The sequence below is a fragment of the Paenibacillus sp. NPDC058071 genome (assembly GCF_042885235.1).
Taxonomy (GTDB): Bacteria; Bacillota; Bacilli; order Paenibacillales; family Paenibacillaceae; genus Pristimantibacillus.
Genome location: NZ_JBHVSK010000007.1, coordinates 1 through 19,331 on the forward strand (window position 1 = coordinate 1; position 19,331 = coordinate 19,331).

Consider the following 19,331-nt stretch of genomic DNA (forward strand, 5'->3'; position numbering starts at 1 on the left):
TATTGGTTACATGACCCCACATCTGTGTGAAAAACGTTACTACGAGCAGCACCAGGTTGCATAATGAGCGTGTCTACTTTCTTGACAGAGGTACAATCAGCCCCGAATCTGAGTCTGTAAGCCGGTTTTCCGCCTTACACACGCGTTGACGCATTCGATAGGGCGGAGTTTCCGTCCTACAACATACGACTGCCATCCCGGCTAGAGCAGGGCGGCAATGCCGACAAAAGGAATAATCCCAAGTGGGATTGATGGAATTTAAATATAAAATAATATCACAGGTATAGTTGGTTTTGCAATATATATTTTAAAAAATAGCTTGCAAATTTTTTCCTAATGGAGTATTCTTCTAACTGAGGAACAGAAAATATATGGAAAGAGGCGATATCAATGGAAATGATGAGCATGAAAATGATGATGTCTATGTGTATGGATGAGATGATGTGCAAAATGAACAGCATGAAAATGATGATGGGCGCTATGATGGAAATGGACAAAATGAGCATGATGGAAATGGATATGGATATGATGATGTCCAAAATGCAAGAGTGCGACGAAATGATGACGATGATGATGGGCATGATGCGTGAAATGAAACAAACCGCCATGTAAGTTGGTCCCTGCCAAGAAGACATCCTTACATAAGCGGTCTTGAAAATTGTGTCATTATTCGATATAATCGTTCTCGTACGGACCAATCTGCCAATTGACCGTGCGTATCTCGATTGATCGGCGGAGCAGTCCACTGCACGCGCCAGGCAAACCATAGGCAGAGCAGTCGCCTGCATGCCTTATATTCAAGCCATTATCCGGCAAAGCGGACGAACCGCATGCGGGATTTTTTATTTATATGGGGCTTCCATAACTTCCGATTTTAGCTGACTGCTCAGTTGGATCCGCTGAAGCTTCAACGCCCACACCTTCTCCGTCAGCTGCTGGATTTCGTATTCATCCGTTGTCGTTTTCAACTGGCTATAAAGCTCTGTCATTTTCCGGTTGATGACGTCAAAACGTTTCCACAGCTCCTCGATTTTTTGCGTAAAAGCCCACTCACTCGTATATTCATCAGCCTTGCTTAGCTGGCTCTTAATTTCTTCTTGCCACGCGGAGTCGCCAATTTGCTGCGCATATAGAAGTAAGTCCAGACGGTCGTCAATCCACTGTTGTTTCGTGTGCTTGGTATTGTACATCGATAGCTCCTCCAATCGTTTTGCGTCTGTATACCAAGTATTATACTCGGATTATAGGGAAAATCAATAGTTATTTTCATGATAATCCACCTTTTACCTCGAACATACGTTTGTGGTCCGGATGAAAAAGCCGCGCTTTTATGCTACTATTAATAGATTATAGAATTCGAGCTTGCGCGGAAGGAAGGAATCACTATGCCGTTAACGTTCGTACTCGGCCGTTCGGGCTCGGGAAAAACGACTTACTGCCTGGACCGCATCCGAGAGCGGCTGCAGGAACGGCCGGATGGGCCGCCGCTGCTTATGCTGGTGCCCGAGCAGGCAACCTTTCAGACAGAGTATGCCTTGCTGAAGGACAGCGGGCTGAACGGCTCGATTCGCGCGCAAGCGATCAGCTTCCGGCGGCTCGCGTTTCGCGTCATGCAGGAGACGGGCGGCACTGCGCTCGTTCCGATCAGCGACGACGGCAAACATATGCTGCTGTACAAAATAATGAACAGGCTCGACAGCCAATTGGAATTGTTTCGCAGCGGAGCCGAGCAGCCGGGCTTTATCGAAAAGCTGAGCGAGCTTCTAACGGAGTGGAAGCGTTACGGGATTGACGCGGAGCGGACAGCAGAGGCTGCTCAGGCGAACGGTGCCGACGACGCCAAGCTCACAGGGCTGCTAGGCAGGAAGCTGCGTGATCTTCAATTGATCTATTCGCAACTGGAGGGTGAGCTTACTGGACTGTACATCGACTCGGAAGACTATTTGAGCCGATTGGCCCAAGGCTTCGCCGAGGCTCCTTCCATGAAAGGCGCGGAAATTTGGATCGACGGCTTCTATGGCTTTACGCCGAAGGAGTACGAAGCGCTTTCCGTCCTTCTTTCGTCGGCTGCGAACGTAACGATAGCTTTAACGCTAGATCGCATGTATAGCGAAGGAGAGAGGCCTCACGAGCTTGAGCTGTTCCATCCGACGGCTGAAACCTGCGCCAAGCTGTCCGAGCTCGCAACCGCAGCCGGAATCGATGTACATATGCCGGTATTGCTTTCCACAGAAGTCGAACGGCCAGAAGGAGCGACAGCCGGACGATTCTCGAGTAGTCCGATGCTCGCCCATTTGGAGCGCCATTACGGCATGCGCGTGCCGATGCTCCCAGGAAGCGGCAACGCACAGGCGAATGGCGATGCGTCCGTAAGCGAAGGCATCTCGCTGCACGCCGCCGCGAACCGCAGGGCGGAAGTGGAAGCGGTCGCTCGCGATATGTCCCGCAGAGTAAGAGAGGAAGGACTGCGCTGGCGGGATATGGCGGTTATGGTACGCAATGCGGCAGACTATACCGATTATATCGAAGCGGTACTGGGCGACTACGGCATTCCTTATTTCCTTGATCAGAAAAGCCCGGCCGTTCACCATCCGCTTGTCGAGTTTATACGCTCGGCGTTGGAGACGGTGCTGCACGGCTGGAAATACGAAGCGGTGTTCCGCTGCATCAAGACGGAGCTGCTGTTCCCGATCGACGGGAGCATGCCGCGCGAGCAATATGACTTGCTGGAAAATTACGTACTTGCCGGCGGCATCGACGGTTGGAAATGGCTAGATGCGAAGCGGTGGCGGCCGCTTGTTCCGCAGTCGCTAGAGGACGACAATGTCACCATGGCGGAGCCGAGCGCCCGTGCACTGCGAGAGCTGGAGGCTGTATTGGCGGCCAGAGAAACGATTGTGCCGCCGCTGCGCCGATTTGGCGACGCGCTGCAGAAAGCGCCAAACGTAAAGGCGATGTGCGAGGCGCTGTATCGACTGCTCGATCATAGCGACGCCGCAGACCGGCTGGAGCGATGGAGCAGGCGGGATTTGGAGGACGGGAAGCTGCAGCGCTCCCGTTCGCACCGTCAGCTATGGGACAGTGTGATGAACTTGCTCGATCAATTAGTCGAAATGGTCGGCGATGAGGCGATGCCGCCAGCGATGTTTGCCGGCATGGTCGAGACAGGATTGGAGGGCATGAAACTTGCAGCCGTTCCGCCTTCGCTAGATCAGGCGTTGATCGGCAGCATGGATCGGACGCGATCGGGCGCCGTTCGCGTCTGCTATGTGCTTGGAGCGAACGACGGCATCATGCCTGGGCGCATTCAGGAGGATGGCGTACTGACTGAACAGGAAAGGGAACGGCTGGCTGAAGAAGGGTTATCAATGGCTCCTGGCGTCAGGCGCAGGCTGCTGGACGAGCGTTTTATGATCTACAATGCGCTTACGACGCCAAGCGAGCATTTGTGGATCAGCTGGGCGCAGGCGGACGAAGAAGGAAAAAGTCTGCTCCCGTCAGAGGTCATTCGGCAAATCCGCCGGCTGTTTCCATTTCTGTCGATATCCGAAGTTGCCGCTGAGCCGTCGCCGAATATGCCGTCTGTGGAACAGCGAGAATATATCGAGCATCCCGAAAGGACCATCTCCTATTTAATAACGGAGCTGCGCTCTTGGCGGCAAGGTTCGGATATCGCCGGGTTCTGGTGGGATTTGTACAATTGGTACGCGATAAGGCCCGAATGGCAGGATAAGCTGGCGCTGCTCGTCTCTTCGCTAGGTTATGTCAATCAGGTGCCGCTGCTTACTATCGGGACGGCGCAGAAGCTGTACGGCGTCCATTTAAAAGCGAGCGTATCGCGGATGGAGCGATTCGTATCCTGTCCGTTTCAGCATTTCGTCATTCACGGGTTAAAGCTGAAGGAGCGGAAAATGTACCGCTTGGAAGCGCCGGATGTCGGTCAGCTGTATCACGCCGCGTTAAGCAAGCTGGCCGGCGGACTCGGTCAGCGCTGGGGGCGAATGCCGGAGTCCGAGATCCGTGAAGAGGCTGCCCGTGTGGTAGACGAGCTTGCGCCTCGGCTGCAATCGCAAATATTACTGAGCAGCGGCCGCTTCCAGTATATCGCCCGCAAGCTAAAAGAAGTTGTCGCTCAGGCTGCAGCCATACTCGGCGAGCATGCGCGGCGAGCCGACTTCCAGCCGGTCGGGCTGGAGGTCGACTTCGGTCCCGGCGGTTCGCTTCCTTCTCTGATCATCCCGCTGCAAGACGGCGGCTTGATGGAAATTATCGGCCGCATCGACCGTGTAGACGCGGCGGAAACGGAGCAAGGACTGCTTCTAAGGGTGCTGGATTATAAATCGAGCGCTACGCAGATCAGGCTGGAGGAAGTAGCATACGGCCTGTCGCTGCAAATGCTGACATATCTCGACGTACTGGTTACGCATGCCACGGCATGGCTGGGGCGGCCCGCCTCGCCTGCCGGAGTGCTCTATTTCCACGTGCACAATCCGCTCATGGCTGTTTCCAACGGATTGCCGGCAGCCGAGACGAACGCTCGGCTGATGAAGAGATTCAAGATGAAAGGACTTGTTACGGCCGATGCCGACACGGTCAAGCGGATGGACGGCCTGTTGGAGACGGGGTATTCCGAGCTTCTGCCGGTGGCGCTGAAGCGCGATGGCGGCTTTTACAGCAGCTCTTCCGTCGTGACGCCTGAGCAGTGGGAAGTGCTTCGCGGATCCGTTAGACGAACGATCGGCCGGATCGGCGAGGAAATACGCTGCGGCAACGTCTCGATCGAGCCATACCGTTTAGGCGCGAAGTCGCCTTGTCAATATTGCGATTACAAGCCGGTATGCCAGTTCGATCCGCTGTTTGAGGGCAATGCATATCATACGCTGCGCAAACCGGCGGAAGACGAGCTATGGCGGCAGCTGGAAGGAAAGGGGGAGGAAGCGGATGACGGCAATGATTGAGAAGCCGGAGGGCAGCACATGGACAGATGATCAGTGGAAAGCGATTGTGACGGAAGGCAGCGATGTACTGGTAGCCGCCGCTGCTGGATCGGGCAAGACGGCGGTGCTCGTTGAACGGATTATCCGGCGCATTTCGTCGTCAACCGACGTCGATCGACTGCTCGTCGCCACATTCACGAAAGCGGCCGCCGCAGAAATGAAGGAGCGTATCCGGCTGGCCCTCGAGAAAGAGCTGGAGAAAAAGCCGGATTCGGAGCATTTGAAACGGCAGCTTGCGCTGATGAACCGCGCCCAAGTGACGACGCTTCACTCCTTCTGCCTCGATGTGATTCGCCGCTATTACCCGCTGATCGGGCTAGATCCGGGCTTTCGGATCGCCAACGAAACGGAAAGCGAATTGATGCGGATCGACGTGCTGGACGAGCTGTTCGAACAAAAATACGAAGCCGCGAACGACGGCGGCGACTTTCTGAGGCTGGCCGACCGTTACGGCGGCGAACGGGGAGATGAGCCGTTGTATCGGCTCGTTCAACAGCTTTACGATTTCGCTCAAAGCCATCCTTGGCCGGCTCACTGGCTGCGGGAAACGGCAGCCGCCTTCTCGGTTGAAGGGCTAGAGGCGTTATCTGACAGCCCCTGGGCGACGAGCCTGAAGGCTGACGTCGAATTGGCGCTGAACGGAGCGGAGGGGCTGCTTCGCCAAGCGCTCGATCTGACCCGTGAGCCGGCAGGACCCGCTCCATACGCCGCGCAATTCGAAGAGGACTTGGCGCTTGTCCTGTCGCTTTCTGAGATGATCCGCAGCAAAGGCTGGGCGGAGTGGTTCGAGCCGTTTCAAGACACCGGGTTTGGCAAGCTGAAAGCGATCCGCGGAGACGAATATGATAAGGAATTGCAGGAGCGGGCGAAAGAGCTGCGCGATCAAGCGAAGAAGCTGATCGGGTCGCTTGCAGAGGAGTTGTTCGGCCGCACGCCGGAACAGTTTGCCGAAGAAATGAACGAATTGGCACCGCTGATGAACGCGCTCGCGGAACTGGTCATCGAGTTCGGCGAGCGGTACGAGCAGGCCAAGCGAGCGAAGGGTTTGCTCGACTTCGGCGATCTTGAGCACTATTGCTTGCGTATTCTAAGAACGCCGGAATCGACGCCAGTCTGCTCGGAGCCATCTGCCGCGGCACTGGAGTACCGCAATCAATTTGACGAAATTCTGCTTGATGAATATCAGGATACAAACATGGTACAGGAAGCGATCGTCGCGCTTATTGCAGACGACAGGCTTGGCAACCGGTTCATGGTTGGCGACGTTAAGCAGAGCATCTATCGCTTTCGGCTGGCGGAGCCCGGTTTGTTCATGCGAAAATACCGGACGTATGGATCGGAAGCGAGCGAAGGCCGCGGTCTGCGAATCGACTTGGCGAGGAACTTTAGAAGCCGTTCCGAGGTTGTCGACGGCGTCAACGATGTATTCCGCGCGATTATGAGAGAGTCGGTGGCGGAAATGGATTACGACGCTCGGGCCGAGCTTGTCTGCGGAGCCGATTATCCTTCCTCGCCCGATCCGCGACGCTTCGCCGCCGTCCTGGCGGTCATCGACAAATCGTCGTCGGGACTCGCGCAAGAGCCGGAGGAGCAGGCGGAAGCCGACGCCAACGACGAAGAGGGAGCAGACGGCGGACAAGCCGAATCGGCTGCCGATTTGCAAACGGCGCAGTTGGAGGCGCGCTGGATCGCCCGGCAAATCCACGAATTGCGCGAGAGCGGCTTTCTCGTTTATGACGGCAAGAAGAAGACGAGCCGGCCGTTGGAATGGCGGGATGTCGTCATTTTGCTGCGCGCGACTCAAGCTTGGTCGCCGATTATGATCGAAGAGCTGCAGGCGAGCGGCATTCCGGCATATGCGGAGCTTGGCAGCGGTTATTTCGACGCAACCGAGGTAGAGACGGTGCTTTCGCTGCTTCGGGTCATTGACAACCCGTATCAGGACATCCCGCTCGCTGGAACGCTTCGTTCTCCGCTGTTCGGGCTTGACGCTGAGGAACTGGCGCTAATCCGTATTCCTTCGGCAAACGCCGCTTATTACGATGCGGTGTTGAGCGCTTCCGGCGATCTAAACATCGCCGAAGAGACGAGAAGGAAGCTGAACGGATTTCTGGGCAAGCTGAGCCGCTGGAGAGACGAGTCCAGGCAAGGATCGCTAGCCGATCTGATCTGGCGTATTTACCTCGAAACCGGCTACTACGATTTTGCCGGGGGGTTACCCGGCGGGGCTCAGCGGCAGGCGAATTTGCGGGCGCTGCACGACAGAGCGAGGCAGTACGAGGCTACTTCGTTCCGTGGACTATTCCGTTTTCTGCGTTTTGTAGAGCGGATGCGCGACAGCGGCGGCGATCTCGGCACTGCCAGAGCGCTCGGGGAAAACGAAGATGTCGTGCGCATTATGTCCATTCATAAGAGCAAGGGACTGGAATTTCCGGTTGTATTTGCGGCTGGGCTAGGCAAAAACTTCAACCAGCAAGATTTGCGCAGCTCCTTCCTCAAGCATAAGCAGCTCGGCTTCGGCCCTCGTTTCGTCGACCCCGAACAGCGAATCAGTTATCCGACTCTGCCGTTTCTAGCGATTCGGAGGCGCATGAAACAGGAGATGCTGGCCGAAGAAATGCGCATTTTGTACGTCGCGTTGACTAGGCCGAAGGAAAAGCTGTTTCTAGTCGGAACGGCGGCCGATGCCGAAACGAAGCTGAAGCGCTGGCAGACGGCGTTGGGCTCCGGCGGCGTCATGCCGGATTACCGGATTGCTACGGCAGGGACATTCCTGGATTGGCTGGGCCCGCTCGCGACGGCGGCATATGTGCGCAAGGAGCATCAAGCTGCCGCTGCAGGAGAAGAACGGCAGCAGGTATACGAGTGGACGGCTGGTATCGTGGATGCATCGATGCTCGTCAATGAAGCGGCTGCCGCTGCGGAGGCGGTAGAGCCGGAAATGGATCGCGAAGAGCGGCTGCAAGGAATAACGTCGCTTGCCCAATTGGAAGGCGTAGAGCCGGACGAGGAGCTGCGCCGGAGACTCGAATGGCGATACGAATATACGGCTTCGACGCGAATACCGTCCAAAACGTCAGTAACCGAAATGAAACGGCTGCACGCCGAAGCCGCCTATGAGGAGGCGAACGCGTATGAGGCGAGCTGGCCAATCCCGTCCGCTCAGCCTTCCTCCGGCATGTCCGGCACAGGTGAGCTCAGGCTGCGCCGTCCGCAGTTTATGGAGGAAGTGAAAATGACGGCGGCTGAGAGGGGCACGGCAAGCCATCTCCTCATGCAGCATGTTCCGCTGTCCGATCCGGTCGACGAAGAGGCGGTTAAAGCGACGCTGGCCGGCATGATTCAGCGGCAGCTGCTTACCGCCGTGCAGGCGGAATCGATCGATACGGCCGGCGTAGCTGCTTTTTTCGCAAGCGAATTGGGCCAGCGTCTGCTCGCTGCAGACCGCGTGCAGAGGGAAGTGCCGTTCAGCAGCATGCTTCCGGCCGGCCGGGTATATCCGGGCGCTTCACAGGGCGATGCTGAAGCCGAGGAGCCGATATTAATTCAAGGCGTTATCGACTGCCTGTTCGAGGACGAACGCGGACTGGTGCTGCTGGATTACAAGACGGATCGGATTTACATGAAGCAGTGGGAAGCGGCGGCGGAGCGCCATCGGTTTCAGCTGGAGCTATATGCCGAGGCAATCGAGGCGGTCGTAGGCAAACGCGTGGCGGAATGCCATCTGTTCTTCTTCGACGGAGGGCAGTCGGTCAGATTGAAATAAGAGAGAGCGAGGAAGGAAACGCAGATGGAAGAGTTCGAACAACGGAACGAGCCGGCCAAACGGTCGCTGGCGCTGCCGATTACACTGGTGCTGCTCGTATTCAGCTTGATTGGAAACGTGTTTTTCTATTCGCAATATTTGCAGAACAAGCAGGAAGCCAAGTTCCGGAGCGGCCAACATGTTATAGAGACGGCCAATGCGGCCAAAACGCAATACGAAGCAATTTTGACGGAGATGAAAAGCTTCAGCGAGCTGAATAAAAAAGGCGTCTACGGGCCTTATGCCGCAGACGGCGCCTCCCTGCGCGCCGTTGGTGATACGACGTTTATAGCCGAGGCGTACGCCGCGAAGGGCGAGAAGCTGCAGGAGCTTGCGAAGGTGCAGCAATATTTCCAGGACGTGAGACAAAATCTGGACGAGATCCGCACGTCCAAGGGGCCTTTCAGCGAATGGCAAACGCAGTACTTGGCGGAGAAGCAGCAGGAATTGATGGAGCAGTATGGCATTATCGGTAAATTCAACTTTGAAGCCGTCGAAAGCCGGAGCGCGGTCATACAGATGGCAAGCGGAATCGGTTCCTTTGAAATTGCCGAGAAGTTGGCCGCTGCTATACTGGCTCGCACCAAATAATAGAGCTGTCAAATAGACGGACCGGCTGGTCCGTCTATTTCTCTTTCCCGCATGCCTCCTCGATTTTCTTCGCAGCAGTAGCCGAATGCCTATCCTTGCATACGATAGCAGTAAACGGGAGGCTGATGAAGATGGAGAAAGGCAAAAAAGGGGCTGCCAAGCAGGCGGCGATTGCGCCCGTCGCCAAAACGTCCAATCAACCGCTCACGGCGGCGGAGCAAATGAAGGATACTTGCAATGGGCATATGCACCGTTACGTGCTTGCGCAAACCCATGACGGCTGGTGCATCGACGGCATTGTTGAACATGTCGATGATGAATATGTTTGCTTGGCCGTTCCATGCAACGCATACGGATGGGAAGCGAGAGGCTTTTTGCCGTATCCGCCGTTTGGTCCGGGGCTGTTTCCGTATCCCTTTTACCCAAGAAGAAGGTTTTATCGTCAAGTATTCCCGCTCGGGGGACTGCTCGCTTTGTCGCCCCTTCCTTACTATTGACGAAAGCGGGAGGCCGGTTCCTGCCGAGCGCCGGACCGGCCGGAGCCGGCGAGCTTGAAGCGGGAGGACGAGTCCCTTATAATGGATTAGGAAGAGACAGCAAGCCAAATTGGTATAGTAAAGGAGGAAGCGGCATTCATGGATTGTATTTTTTGCAAGATTATCGAAGGCTCCATCCCGTCGACGAAAGTGTACGAAAGCGATACCGTTCTCGCGTTTAAAGATATTCAGCCTGCGGCCCCCGTACATATAGTGATCATTCCGAAAAAACATATTCCGACGATGAACGATGTTACGGACGAAGATGCGGCAGTTATCGCCGAGCTGTTTGCGGCGGCAAGACAAATCGCGAAAGAGCAAGGAATTGCGGAGGCCGGATACCGGCTCGTTAACAACGTAAACAGCGACGGCGGGCAGGTTGTTTACCATTTGCACGTCCATTTGCTCGGCGGAAAAAAACTTGGCGCGCTTGTCGGAAATAACGCAAGTTGACCTTGAAATTGTTTTGACATATAATGAGGTTTGATAAACCGTGTTTAATGCTCTGGACGGTCTGTTTCGGAGGGAGGGAAAACTGGTGTCTGAAACTAAAGTTCGCAAAAACGAAACTATCGATGCTGCGCTTCGCCGCTTTAAACGTTCCATCGCAAAAGATGGGGTATTGGCTGAGGTGAAAAAACGCAAGCATTATGAAAAGCCAAGTGTAAAGCGCAAGAAAAAGTCCGAGGCTGCGCGTAAGAGAAAGTTTTAGGAGGATCCTTCCATAATGAATTTGAGCGAACGATTGAACGACGATATGAAGCAAGCCATGAAGAATCAGGACAAGTTTAAGCTGACGACGATCCGTATGGTTCGTGCTGCCGCCAAGAACTTGGAAATTGATTTGAAGCGTCCTCTTGAGGATGCTGAAGTGGTGGAGATCTTGAGTCGCGAGGTCAAACAACGTAAAGATTCCCTCCAAGAATTTAGCAAAGCCGGCCGTGATGATCTGGTTGCAGATCTTGAGGCAGAAATTGAAATTATTAGTCAATACCTTCCCGTTCAGTTGACCGAAGAAGAGATAAAAGCGATAGTAACGCAGACCATCCAGGAACTCGGTGCTTCTTCCAAAGCCGAGATGGGAAAAGTCATGGGTGCTCTTATGCCAAAAACTAAAGGGCGCGCTGACGGTAAACTAGTAAACAAATATGTACAACAATTTCTGCAATAACATATGTTCGGACGAAAACACCCCTGCGAAGGGGTGTTTTTTTATGTTTACTTTCTTTTTTGCTTACCTTTTGAAGGCATTCCGCCCCTAATTTTGTTATAATGAAACCAAAGGCGTATTTTTACGTATAAGGAAATTATATTGCAAAGGAGGAGCCTGACTTGCAAACGAAGACACGGCGCACTCCCGTTAGCTTCATTTCCTTCCTGCTGGCAGTTGCGTTCTCGCTGACTGCATTTGGCGGACTCGCTTTGTTGCCGGTGAATGCGGCGGCACAGGCGAAGCAGCCTTCCGGCATTGGAACGGCGGTCTATATCGTTCCTGTGAAGCAAACGGTGGAATCCGGTTTGAAAGCGTTTTTGGAACGCGCCTACAAGGAAGCAGAGGAAGCGAAGGCGGAACGGGTTGTGCTTGTAATCAATACGTTTGGCGGCCAGGTAACGAGCGCAGAGGAAATCGGCGAATTGGTGCGCGGAAGCAGCGTTCCTACTACTGCTTTTGTCGAAGGCAAAGCGGTTTCGGCCGGCACCTACATCGCGCTTAACGCGGACAGCATTGTGATGCAGCCGGGCAGTGCGATTGGCGCAGCGTCTGTTGTCAACGGCTCGGGCGATCTGATCGACAATCCGAAGATCGTTTCGTATTGGGTGAAGGCGATGAGCGAGGCGGCCAAGCTGAACGGGCGTAACCCGGACATCGCGGCTGCGATGGTTGATCCGAACGTCGAGCTAAAGCTTGCCGACGAAGGTATTCAGAAGCCGAAAGGGAAAATTTTATCGTTGTCGGCTGACGAAGCGGTGAAAGCCGGCTATGCCGAACATACGGCGAAAACAGTGGGTGAAGCAATCGCTTGGCTGGGGTTAGGCGAAAGACAGCAGGTGCATGTTGAGCCTTCGCTAGCGGAAAAAGCGGCTAGGTGGCTCGTCGATCCAATCGTTCGGACGGTGTTGTTAATTCTAGGCATCGTCGGCATCGTGCTCGAGATGATCATACCAGGCTTTAGCGTACCGGGCATTGTCGGCATATTGTCGTTCGGTCTTTATTTCCTAGGACACTACATCGCCGGATTCGCTGGCATGGAATCGGCTGTATTGTTCATCATTGGATTAGCGCTGCTCATCATAGAGGTATTTGTCCCAAGCTTCGGTATTTTGGGGACACTCGGGACCGCGTCGCTCATTGCAGGCATCGTCACCGCCGCTCCGGATCCGATGACGGCTTTCGTTTCGCTCGTTGTAGCGCTTGTAGCCGCCGTTATTATTTTGTTCTTTATTATCCGCAAGTACAAGGACAGAGGCATTTGGAACAAGTTTATCCTTCGGGAAAAGCTGACGACCGAGCAGGGTTACTTGTCGGCCGACGTTAAGGACGAGTGGCTCGGACAAGAAGGCGTGGCGGTTACAACGCTGCGGCCCGCCGGAACAGCCCGAATTGGCGAGCAGCGGTTGGACGTCGTTACTGGCGGCGAGTTTATCGAGGCGGGCAGACCGGTGGTCGTCGTGAAGGCGGAGGGCACCTGGATCGTCGTCAAGGAAAAGAAAGAGTAAGAAAAGAGAAACAAGCAAATCGTTACCGAGAGAATAAAATTGATATGGAGGGTTTTGAAATATGGGATTAGATCCGATTGTTATGGTGCTGCTTATTGCAGTATTGGCGATTGTCGTACTGTCAGTCTTTTTCAGCTTTTTCCCGGTTATGCTATGGATATCGGCGCTTGCGTCCGGCGTTCGCATCGGGATTATTACGCTCGTCGCGATGCGTTTGCGGCGGGTCGTTCCAAGTCGCATTGTTAATCCGTTGATTAAAGCGACAAAGGCTGGGCTAGGTCTCAATATTAATCAGTTGGAGAGCCACTTCCTCGCAGGCGGTAACGTTGACCGCGTTGTCAACGCACTTATCGCGGCGCAGCGCGCCAACATTCCGCTCGTGTTCGAGCGTGCGGCTGCTATCGATTTGGCAGGACGCGACGTATTGCAAGCGGTGCAAATGAGCGTTAACCCGCGCGTTATCGAAACGCCTACGGTTGCGGCGGTAGCGAAAGACGGCATCGAGGTAAAAGTTAAGGCGCGCGTAACAGTACGTGCAAATATTGAACGATTGGTTGGCGGCGCCGGCGAAGAAACGATTATTGCGCGGGTAGGCGAAGGTATCGTCACGACGGTAGGTTCGGCAAGCTCCCATAAGGATGTGCTTGAAAACCCAGATATGATCTCCCGCACTGTACTTGGCAAAGGGCTTGACGCAGGTACGGCGTTCGAGATTCTGTCCATCGATATCGCAGACGTCGACGTAGGCAAAAACATCGGCGCAAATCTGCAAACCGAGCAGGCCGAAGCTGATAAGCGAATCGCTCAGGCGAAAGCCGAAGAACGCCGGGCGATGGCTGTCGCGCATGAGCAAGAAATGAAAGCGAAGGTTGTCGAAATGCGTGCGAAAGTAGTTGAATCCGAGTCGCAAGTTCCGCTGGCTATGGCGGACGCTCTCAAGAACGGCAAAATCGGCGTTATGGATTATATGAACCTGAAAAATATCGAAGCCGACACGCAAATGCGCGGCTCGATCGGCAAGCCGGATTCGGCCCCAGAAGATAATCAAGACTAACCGCAAGATCGATTTGACCGGAAACCGGGAAGCCGCGCCATTCTTAATTGCTGGTTCGGCTTGATCCCGAAAGGGTGTTTGGAGGTGTAAAGGTGGATCGGCTCATTTCGTTTTTATTTGATAACATCTATTTGGTCATCGTGGTCGGCGGTGTGCTGCTCTCGCTGTTCGGCCGCTCCGGCTCGAAAGGAGGGGGTCGCAACCGCATGCCGGATTTCGGCAGCGGCGGCTCTCTTCGTCCCCAAGGGAAAACAACGGAGAACGAGGATACGGAGCTGCAGCCCGAGCCAGTTAGGCCAGTCGAACGTCCGGAAACGTTTGGGCGTACAGAACGACCGGAACGGCCCGTTCGAGCGACTGAGGCGAGGTTGGCGACAGACTATCGCGCTGAAGCGCGGAGGCCGCTTCTAGCCGAACAACAGCTAGGGCGGGCTGGCGGAGGCAGTCCGTTTGAGTCCTCTACAGCAGGCAGAGAAGCGACCAGTCGAGCAGCCGCCGCGCTTCCGACGGATACGGAGGAGCTTCGCAAAGCGATCGTCTGGGCGGAGGTGCTTGGCCCGCCGCGGGCTAAGAAGCCTTACGGCAGATCCAAATAACGGCGCCTTGGCGCTATTAAAAGAAAGCCGTCATGTCGAGTGCAATTACGCATTCGATATGGCGGCTTTCTTTTTGTTTTTCGATGAAGGCGTTTCGTCTTTAAGTGAAACGAAAAGAGCGGCTGAAGCTTGGTTTATCTCATAAATCGATGTGCTGGCGCATATTTTGGAAAGTAAGGTGTTTATTGAATTGATCTATCGCTGATTCAGAGCGATTTGGAACTGCATGAATGAGTTTGCAATAACGTCGCGCCAGGAAGCGAAGCTTGGACGGTAAGGGGGATACGGATAAATATGGGCCGCATTAATCGTAAATTGCGCAAATGGACAGCAGACGTTTTGGATTTGCCCCAGGATGTCGTCTATGACCTGCCCCGGATGACGATGATCGGCGACCGTCAGCTCTATATTGAAAACCATCGCGGCGTACTTCATTTCTCCAGCGAGAAGCTGAAGCTCGCATTGAGTAAGGGCGAGCTTGAGGTGACCGGGTCTTCGCTCGTTATACGCACGATTTGGACGGAAGAAGTGTTTATCGAGGGACAAATCAAAAGCATAGAAGTACGCGAGTAGGAGGGGTGCGAATGGACGGGCAATGGTACCAATGGATACGCGGCAATGTAACGGTGCAAGTACGGGGAGGACAGCCGGAAAAGCTGGTCAACGGAGCGCTTGCGGGAGGGCTGCAGCTTTCTTCGATCCGCTGGACAAGCAGCGGGCTGATGCAATTTGAACTGTCGGTTGACGACTTTTTCCGCCTTCGTCCGTATTTAAAAGAGACAGGCTGCCGGGTACATGTAGCGAGCCGGAGAGGTTTGCCGTTCTGGTTGGTCAGATTGTCGAAGCGGAAGCTGTTCGTGGCCGGCATCTTGCTGTTTATCGCAGGAATTTACTTGCTTTCTTCGCTCGTCTGGTCGGTTGAAGTAAAAGGCAATGTGAAAATGACGGATGAACGGATATATGCCGCAGCCAAACAGGAAGGGCTATTTCCGATGCAGTGGAAGTTTCGGCTGCAACCGGTCGAGGTACTCTCGAAAAAGCTGCTGCAGCGCCTGCCAGACGCTTCGTGGATCGGCGTGGAGAAGAAAGGGACGAGGGTCGTCATTCAGATCGTTGAGGCGACGACACCCGAGCGGGCCGAGCTGGAAAACCCGCGGCATTTGATTGCGAAGAGCGATGCGGTCGTTACGGAAATTTACGCCGAGAAAGGGCGGGCTGTCGTCAAAAAAAATATGAAGGTAAGGAAAGGCCAAACGCTTATCTCCGGCACGATCGGCGGCGGTGTCTATATGCAAACCGTTGTGGCCAAAGGATCGGTGCGAGGGCTGGTTTGGCATGATTACGAGATCGCGGTGCCGCTTACGCAGCAGGTAAAGGTGTATACCGGCGATAAAAAAACGAAATGGTACGCCATGATCGGCGGCAGAGCGCTGCAAGTCAGCGGCTTCGGGAAAAATCCGTTCGAAACATTCGAAACGGTTGTCCACGAAGAGCAGGCCGCTTGGCGGCAATGGAAGCTGCCGTTCGGGCGACTCAAGAAAACGATTATGGACGTTCGGATGGACGAAAGGTCGATTACTGTCGAAGAAGCGAGAAGTATCGGTTTACTGCAAGCAAAATCGGAAATTTTAGTGAAAGCTGGCGCTGATGCGGTCATTCGGGACGAAATTGTTTTGCATGAAAAGACGGACAATGGTAAAGTTTATATGAAAGTTAGTTTTGAAGTAGAGCAATCGATTATCGAGGAAATGCCCTTAGTCCACATGCAAGGAGAATGAGGTTGTTTGCAGAATGAGACGAGAGTAGTCAAAATTCCGCTCCTGAATGCAGCGGAGGGACTGGCCGTGTTCGGTCCCCAGGATAAATATCTGAAACTTGTGGAGCAGCAGATGGAGGCTTCCATCACGTCTCGCGACGCAGAAATTGTCATCGCCGGCGACAAGAGCGAGGTAGACTCGCTGGAGCAGCTGTACGACGTATTGCTCAAATTATTTAGAGGCGGATATACGCCTTCCGAACGAGATATCGTCTATGCGCTCGACTTGGCTCGGACGATGCAGGCGGAAGAACTGCTGGACCTGTTTAAAGCGGAAATTACGACAACTTTCCGAGGCAAACCGATCCGAGTGAAAACGATCGGCCAGCGCCATTATGTGAAAACGATCAAGAAGCAGGATGTTGTGTTTGGCATAGGCCCTGCGGGAACGGGTAAAACGTATTTGGCCGTTGTATTGGCCGTTGCCGCGCTGAAGGAAGGGTCTGTGAAACGAATTCTATTAACCCGTCCGGCCGTCGAAGCCGGCGAAAATCTCGGTTTTTTGCCGGGAGATTTGCAAGAAAAGGTAGACCCTTATTTACGTCCTTTATACGATGCGCTGCATGACGTGCTCGGCCCGGATCAAACAGCCAAGGCATTCGAACGCGGCACGATCGAAATTGCGCCACTCGCTTATATGCGCGGACGGACGCTGGATGATTCTTTTATCATATTGGATGAAGCGCAAAATACGACGCCCGAACAGATGAAGATGTTTTTGACGCGTCTCGGCTTCGGCTCCAAAATGGTCATTACCGGCGACGTTACGCAAATCGATTTGCCTCGGGGCAAAAATTCAGGATTAATTGAATCGCAACGCATTTTGCGCGATATTGAAGAAATCGGCTTTATTTATTTCTCAGAGCAGGATGTCGTTCGTCATTCCTTGGTACAGAAAATTATAGTCGCTTACAATCTGGAGGCTGAAAACAAAGCATAGAGAGGAATGTCCGCTCCATGAACCAGAACCGGAGTCAAAATCAGAATCAGGTCGGTAAACAGGGGAACTTGCAGGCGCCAAAGCTTGCAGGGTGGAAACAGAGCGCGGGGGTCCGCTTCGTGCTCTTGTTTTTGTTTGTAGCGCTGTTTTATTTTAGCCTGGCGCCGCATCTGGTGCCGGAGACATATAATATTCAAGAAGGCTCGCCAAGCGAGAAAGATATTGTTGCGCAGCATCAGATTGCGGACAATAAAGCTACGCTGCAGGCGCAAGAGGAAGCGGCCAATCGCGTTGATCCGAGCTACTCGAACGTTGCGCTGCGTAATGATCAACTGATTGACCAAATTTTTGTACGCATTGAGCAGCTCAATCAAGATGACCAAGTGAGCAGCCAAAATAAAATTGACATTTACCGATATGAAATTCCGCTTCGATATGGGGAGTTCGTCGATAATTTCGTAAAGAAGAATTCGAGCAGCGGAACCTACAATAACACGTTGCTGGAAGAGATGGCCTCCGTTATTAAGGAGCAGCAATATACGATTCCTGAGGAAACCTTCTACAAAATCCCTCAGCTGACAACTGAGGAACTGTCGGAAATGCGGACCGTTGGCGTGGACATCGTGCGGAAGCTGATGAGCGAGCAGCTTCGCGAAGCGGAGACGGCTCGGACTCGCGTGGCTGAGCATGTCAATGCGAGCAAGCTGTCAGGCCGGACAAGCCGCGAAATTGTACAGGAGCTGGCGAGATTCGCGATTATGCCGAACCGCTTCCTAGACAAAGAGATGACCGACGAGGCGAAAATTCAAGCGAAGAAAAATACGGCACCGGTTGTCATCAAAGAAGGCGACGTTATCGTCAAACGGGGCCAGACCATAACACCGGAAGTGTATGAACTGCTTAAGGACTCGTCGCTGCTGCATGACAAGCGGAATTATTGGCCGCAGCTCGGACTGCTGCTCATTTCACTTATGTTCATTTTAGGCATATACGCCTATTTGCATCAGTCCGGCGGCAAAGACGGCTTGAAGCCAACGTATAACAATTCACAGCTGCTTATGCTGTGGCTCATTTATTTAATCAATATCCTGACGATGCAAATTATTTCGCTGACACAGACGGATTCGGCTTCTTATGTCGGGTTTTTGGCGCCGGCTGCACTTGGCACGATGCTTATTACGTTGCTGCTTGACGTGCATCTCGCTCTTGTCAGCTCGATTCTATTCTCTATCGTCGGCAGCATTATTCTGAATACCCAGCAATCGCAGTTATTCGATTTCAAATTTGGATTTGTGATCATCGTCGTTTCGATTGCCGCGATTTTCTCGATTCATCGGGCCAGCCAGCGCTCGACGATTTTGAAGGCAGGCATTATGGTTAGCTTGTTCGGTTCTATCTCCGTTCTAGCGATCAAGCTGCTATCGGAGCAAATCGACCGGCTGCAGCTCATTTACTCGCTTGGATTTTCATTTGCAAGCGGTTTGCTGACTGCCATTCTGGTCATCGGTCTCATGCCGTTTTTCGAAATTACGTTCGGCATTTTGTCGGCGCTCAAGCTGGTCGAGCTGTCGAATCCGAATCACCCGCTGCTGCGCAAGCTATTGACAGAGACGCCAGGCACGTATCACCACAGCGTTATGGTCGGCAATTTGTCGGAGGCTGCCGCCGAAGCGATAGGCGCGGACGGTTTGCTATGCCGGGTCGGTTCTTACTATCATGATATCGGGAAGACCAAAAGGCCGAATTATTTTATCGAGAACCAGACCAATATGGAAAACCCGCATGATACAATCGATCCGAAACTGAGCAAGTCAATTATCGTGGCGCACGCTCGGGATGGAGTGGACATGCTGAAGGCACATAACATTCCGAAGCCGATTCGCGATATTGCCGAGCAGCATCATGGCACGACCTCGCTCAAGTTTTTCTATCACAAGGCAAGAAAGCAAGCGGAGGAGCAGGGAATCGAGCCTGTGTTCACCGAAGATGACTTCCGTTATCCGGGGCCGAAAGCGCAGTCGAAAGAAGCGGCCGTCGTCGGTCTGGCCGATTGCATAGAAGCGGCTGTTCGCAGCTTGCGGAATCCGACCGTCGAGCAAGTGGAAGCGATGATTCAAAAAATTATTAAAAGCCGTGTAGACGATAATCAATATAACGAATGCGATCTGACGATGAAGGAGCTGGACAAAATCGCTCATTCTTTGAAGGAGAGCGTCATCGGCATTTTCCATTCCCGTATTGAATATCCGGAAGACGCCAAACCGAAGGAGCGTTAAAG

Annotated in this window: 16 protein-coding genes; 15 read left to right on the forward strand and 1 reads right to left on the reverse strand. The window is 53.6% G+C overall.

All coding sequences use genetic code 11. The features are described from left to right. Positions 1-390: 390 nt before the first annotated feature. Positions 391-612, forward strand: a complete 222-nt coding sequence (locus ACFVTB_RS13225) for a hypothetical protein (protein ID WP_387749420.1) — start codon at positions 391-393, stop codon at positions 610-612. Positions 613-842: 230 nt separating this feature from the next. Here ACFVTB_RS13225 and ACFVTB_RS13230 read toward each other — a convergent pair whose 3' ends face one another. Beyond that, on the reverse strand, positions 843-1,190 hold the full coding sequence (locus ACFVTB_RS13230) for a hypothetical protein (protein WP_387749423.1): 348 nt from the start codon (positions 1,188-1,190) through the stop codon (positions 843-845). A 195-nt stretch (positions 1,191-1,385) separates the two neighbouring features. On the opposite strand from ACFVTB_RS13230, the gene addB reads away from it, so the two are divergent. The 14 genes from addB (at position 1,386) to ACFVTB_RS13300 (ending at position 19,329) form a co-directional block, all read left to right on the forward strand. Continuing rightward, positions 1,386-4,958, forward strand: coding sequence for a helicase-exonuclease AddAB subunit AddB (gene addB, locus ACFVTB_RS13235; RefSeq protein WP_387749425.1), 3,573 nt, complete (start codon positions 1,386-1,388; stop codon positions 4,956-4,958). Next, on the forward strand, positions 4,942-8,763 hold the full coding sequence (gene addA, locus ACFVTB_RS13240; RefSeq protein WP_387749427.1) for a helicase-exonuclease AddAB subunit AddA: 3,822 nt from the start codon (positions 4,942-4,944) through the stop codon (positions 8,761-8,763). Before addB ends, addA begins: the two co-directional genes overlap by 17 nt. 24 nt (positions 8,764-8,787) lie before the next feature. Beyond that, a complete protein-coding gene (locus tag ACFVTB_RS13245) occupies positions 8,788-9,393 on the forward strand; it encodes a hypothetical protein (protein ID WP_387749430.1) in 606 nt (201 codons plus the stop codon). Positions 9,394-9,524: 131 nt separating this feature from the next. After that, positions 9,525-9,890 (forward strand): hypothetical protein, encoded by a 366-nt coding sequence (locus tag ACFVTB_RS13250; RefSeq protein WP_387749432.1) that lies wholly within the window; start codon positions 9,525-9,527, stop codon positions 9,888-9,890. A 138-nt stretch (positions 9,891-10,028) separates the two neighbouring features. Further along, entirely contained in the window at positions 10,029-10,382 is a 354-nt protein-coding gene (locus ACFVTB_RS13255) for a histidine triad nucleotide-binding protein (RefSeq protein WP_387749434.1), read from the forward strand. Positions 10,383-10,467: 85 nt separating this feature from the next. Beyond that, positions 10,468-10,641, forward strand: a complete 174-nt coding sequence (gene rpsU / locus ACFVTB_RS13260; protein ID WP_005547957.1) for a 30S ribosomal protein S21 — start codon at positions 10,468-10,470, stop codon at positions 10,639-10,641. 15 nt (positions 10,642-10,656) lie between these two features. Next, positions 10,657-11,100 carry a GatB/YqeY domain-containing protein gene (locus tag ACFVTB_RS13265; protein WP_387749437.1) on the forward strand — a complete coding sequence of 148 codons (444 nt, stop codon included), beginning with the start codon at positions 10,657-10,659 and terminating at the stop codon, positions 11,098-11,100. 161 nt (positions 11,101-11,261) lie between these two features. Next, positions 11,262-12,647 (forward strand): NfeD family protein, encoded by a 1,386-nt coding sequence (locus tag ACFVTB_RS13270; RefSeq protein ID WP_387749440.1) that lies wholly within the window; start codon positions 11,262-11,264, stop codon positions 12,645-12,647. A gap of 61 nt (positions 12,648-12,708) precedes the next feature. Next, on the forward strand, positions 12,709-13,701 hold the full coding sequence (floA, locus tag ACFVTB_RS13275) for a flotillin-like protein FloA (protein WP_387749443.1): 993 nt from the start codon (positions 12,709-12,711) through the stop codon (positions 13,699-13,701). A gap of 92 nt (positions 13,702-13,793) precedes the next feature. Next, complete coding sequence (locus tag ACFVTB_RS13280; protein ID WP_387749446.1) at positions 13,794-14,297, forward strand: hypothetical protein; 504 nt, start codon at positions 13,794-13,796, stop codon at positions 14,295-14,297. A gap of 294 nt (positions 14,298-14,591) precedes the next feature. Then, on the forward strand, positions 14,592-14,870 hold the full coding sequence (yqfC, locus tag ACFVTB_RS13285) for a sporulation protein YqfC (RefSeq protein ID WP_387749449.1): 279 nt from the start codon (positions 14,592-14,594) through the stop codon (positions 14,868-14,870). An 11-nt stretch (positions 14,871-14,881) separates the two neighbouring features. Continuing rightward, a complete protein-coding gene (gene yqfD, locus ACFVTB_RS13290) occupies positions 14,882-16,075 on the forward strand; it encodes a sporulation protein YqfD (protein WP_387749451.1) in 1,194 nt (397 codons plus the stop codon). Between the two features lie 6 nt (positions 16,076-16,081). Continuing rightward, positions 16,082-17,053: a PhoH family protein gene (locus ACFVTB_RS13295; protein ID WP_387749454.1), complete on the forward strand. Its 972-nt coding sequence runs from the start codon at positions 16,082-16,084 to the stop codon at positions 17,051-17,053. Positions 17,054-17,070: 17 nt separating this feature from the next. Continuing rightward, entirely contained in the window at positions 17,071-19,329 is a 2,259-nt protein-coding gene (locus ACFVTB_RS13300; RefSeq protein WP_387749456.1) for an HD family phosphohydrolase, read from the forward strand. The last annotated feature ends 2 nt before the right edge of the window (positions 19,330-19,331 follow it).

What these genes read in the sequence shown, in the direction of transcription:
- yqfC (WP_387749449.1), top strand. Translation starts at nt 14,592, where the DNA reads ATGGGCCGCATTAATCGTAAATTGCGCAAATGGACAGCAGACGTTTTG.
- ACFVTB_RS13225 (WP_387749420.1), top strand. Translation starts at nt 391, where the DNA reads ATGGAAATGATGAGCATGAAAATGATGATGTCTATGTGTATGGATGAG.
- addA (WP_387749427.1), top strand. Translation starts at nt 4,942, where the DNA reads ATGACGGCAATGATTGAGAAGCCGGAGGGCAGCACATGGACAGATGAT.
- ACFVTB_RS13265 (WP_387749437.1), top strand. Translation starts at nt 10,657, where the DNA reads ATGAATTTGAGCGAACGATTGAACGACGATATGAAGCAAGCCATGAAG.
- ACFVTB_RS13250 (WP_387749432.1), top strand. Translation starts at nt 9,525, where the DNA reads ATGGAGAAAGGCAAAAAAGGGGCTGCCAAGCAGGCGGCGATTGCGCCC.
- addB (WP_387749425.1), top strand. Translation starts at nt 1,386, where the DNA reads ATGCCGTTAACGTTCGTACTCGGCCGTTCGGGCTCGGGAAAAACGACT.
- floA (WP_387749443.1), top strand. Translation starts at nt 12,709, where the DNA reads ATGGGATTAGATCCGATTGTTATGGTGCTGCTTATTGCAGTATTGGCG.
- ACFVTB_RS13255 (WP_387749434.1), top strand. Translation starts at nt 10,029, where the DNA reads ATGGATTGTATTTTTTGCAAGATTATCGAAGGCTCCATCCCGTCGACG.
- yqfD (WP_387749451.1), top strand. Translation starts at nt 14,882, where the DNA reads ATGGACGGGCAATGGTACCAATGGATACGCGGCAATGTAACGGTGCAA.
- ACFVTB_RS13245 (WP_387749430.1), top strand. Translation starts at nt 8,788, where the DNA reads ATGGAAGAGTTCGAACAACGGAACGAGCCGGCCAAACGGTCGCTGGCG.
- ACFVTB_RS13230 (WP_387749423.1), bottom strand. Translation starts at nt 1,190, where the DNA reads ATGTACAATACCAAGCACACGAAACAACAGTGGATTGACGACCGTCTG.
- ACFVTB_RS13300 (WP_387749456.1), top strand. Translation starts at nt 17,071, where the DNA reads ATGAACCAGAACCGGAGTCAAAATCAGAATCAGGTCGGTAAACAGGGG.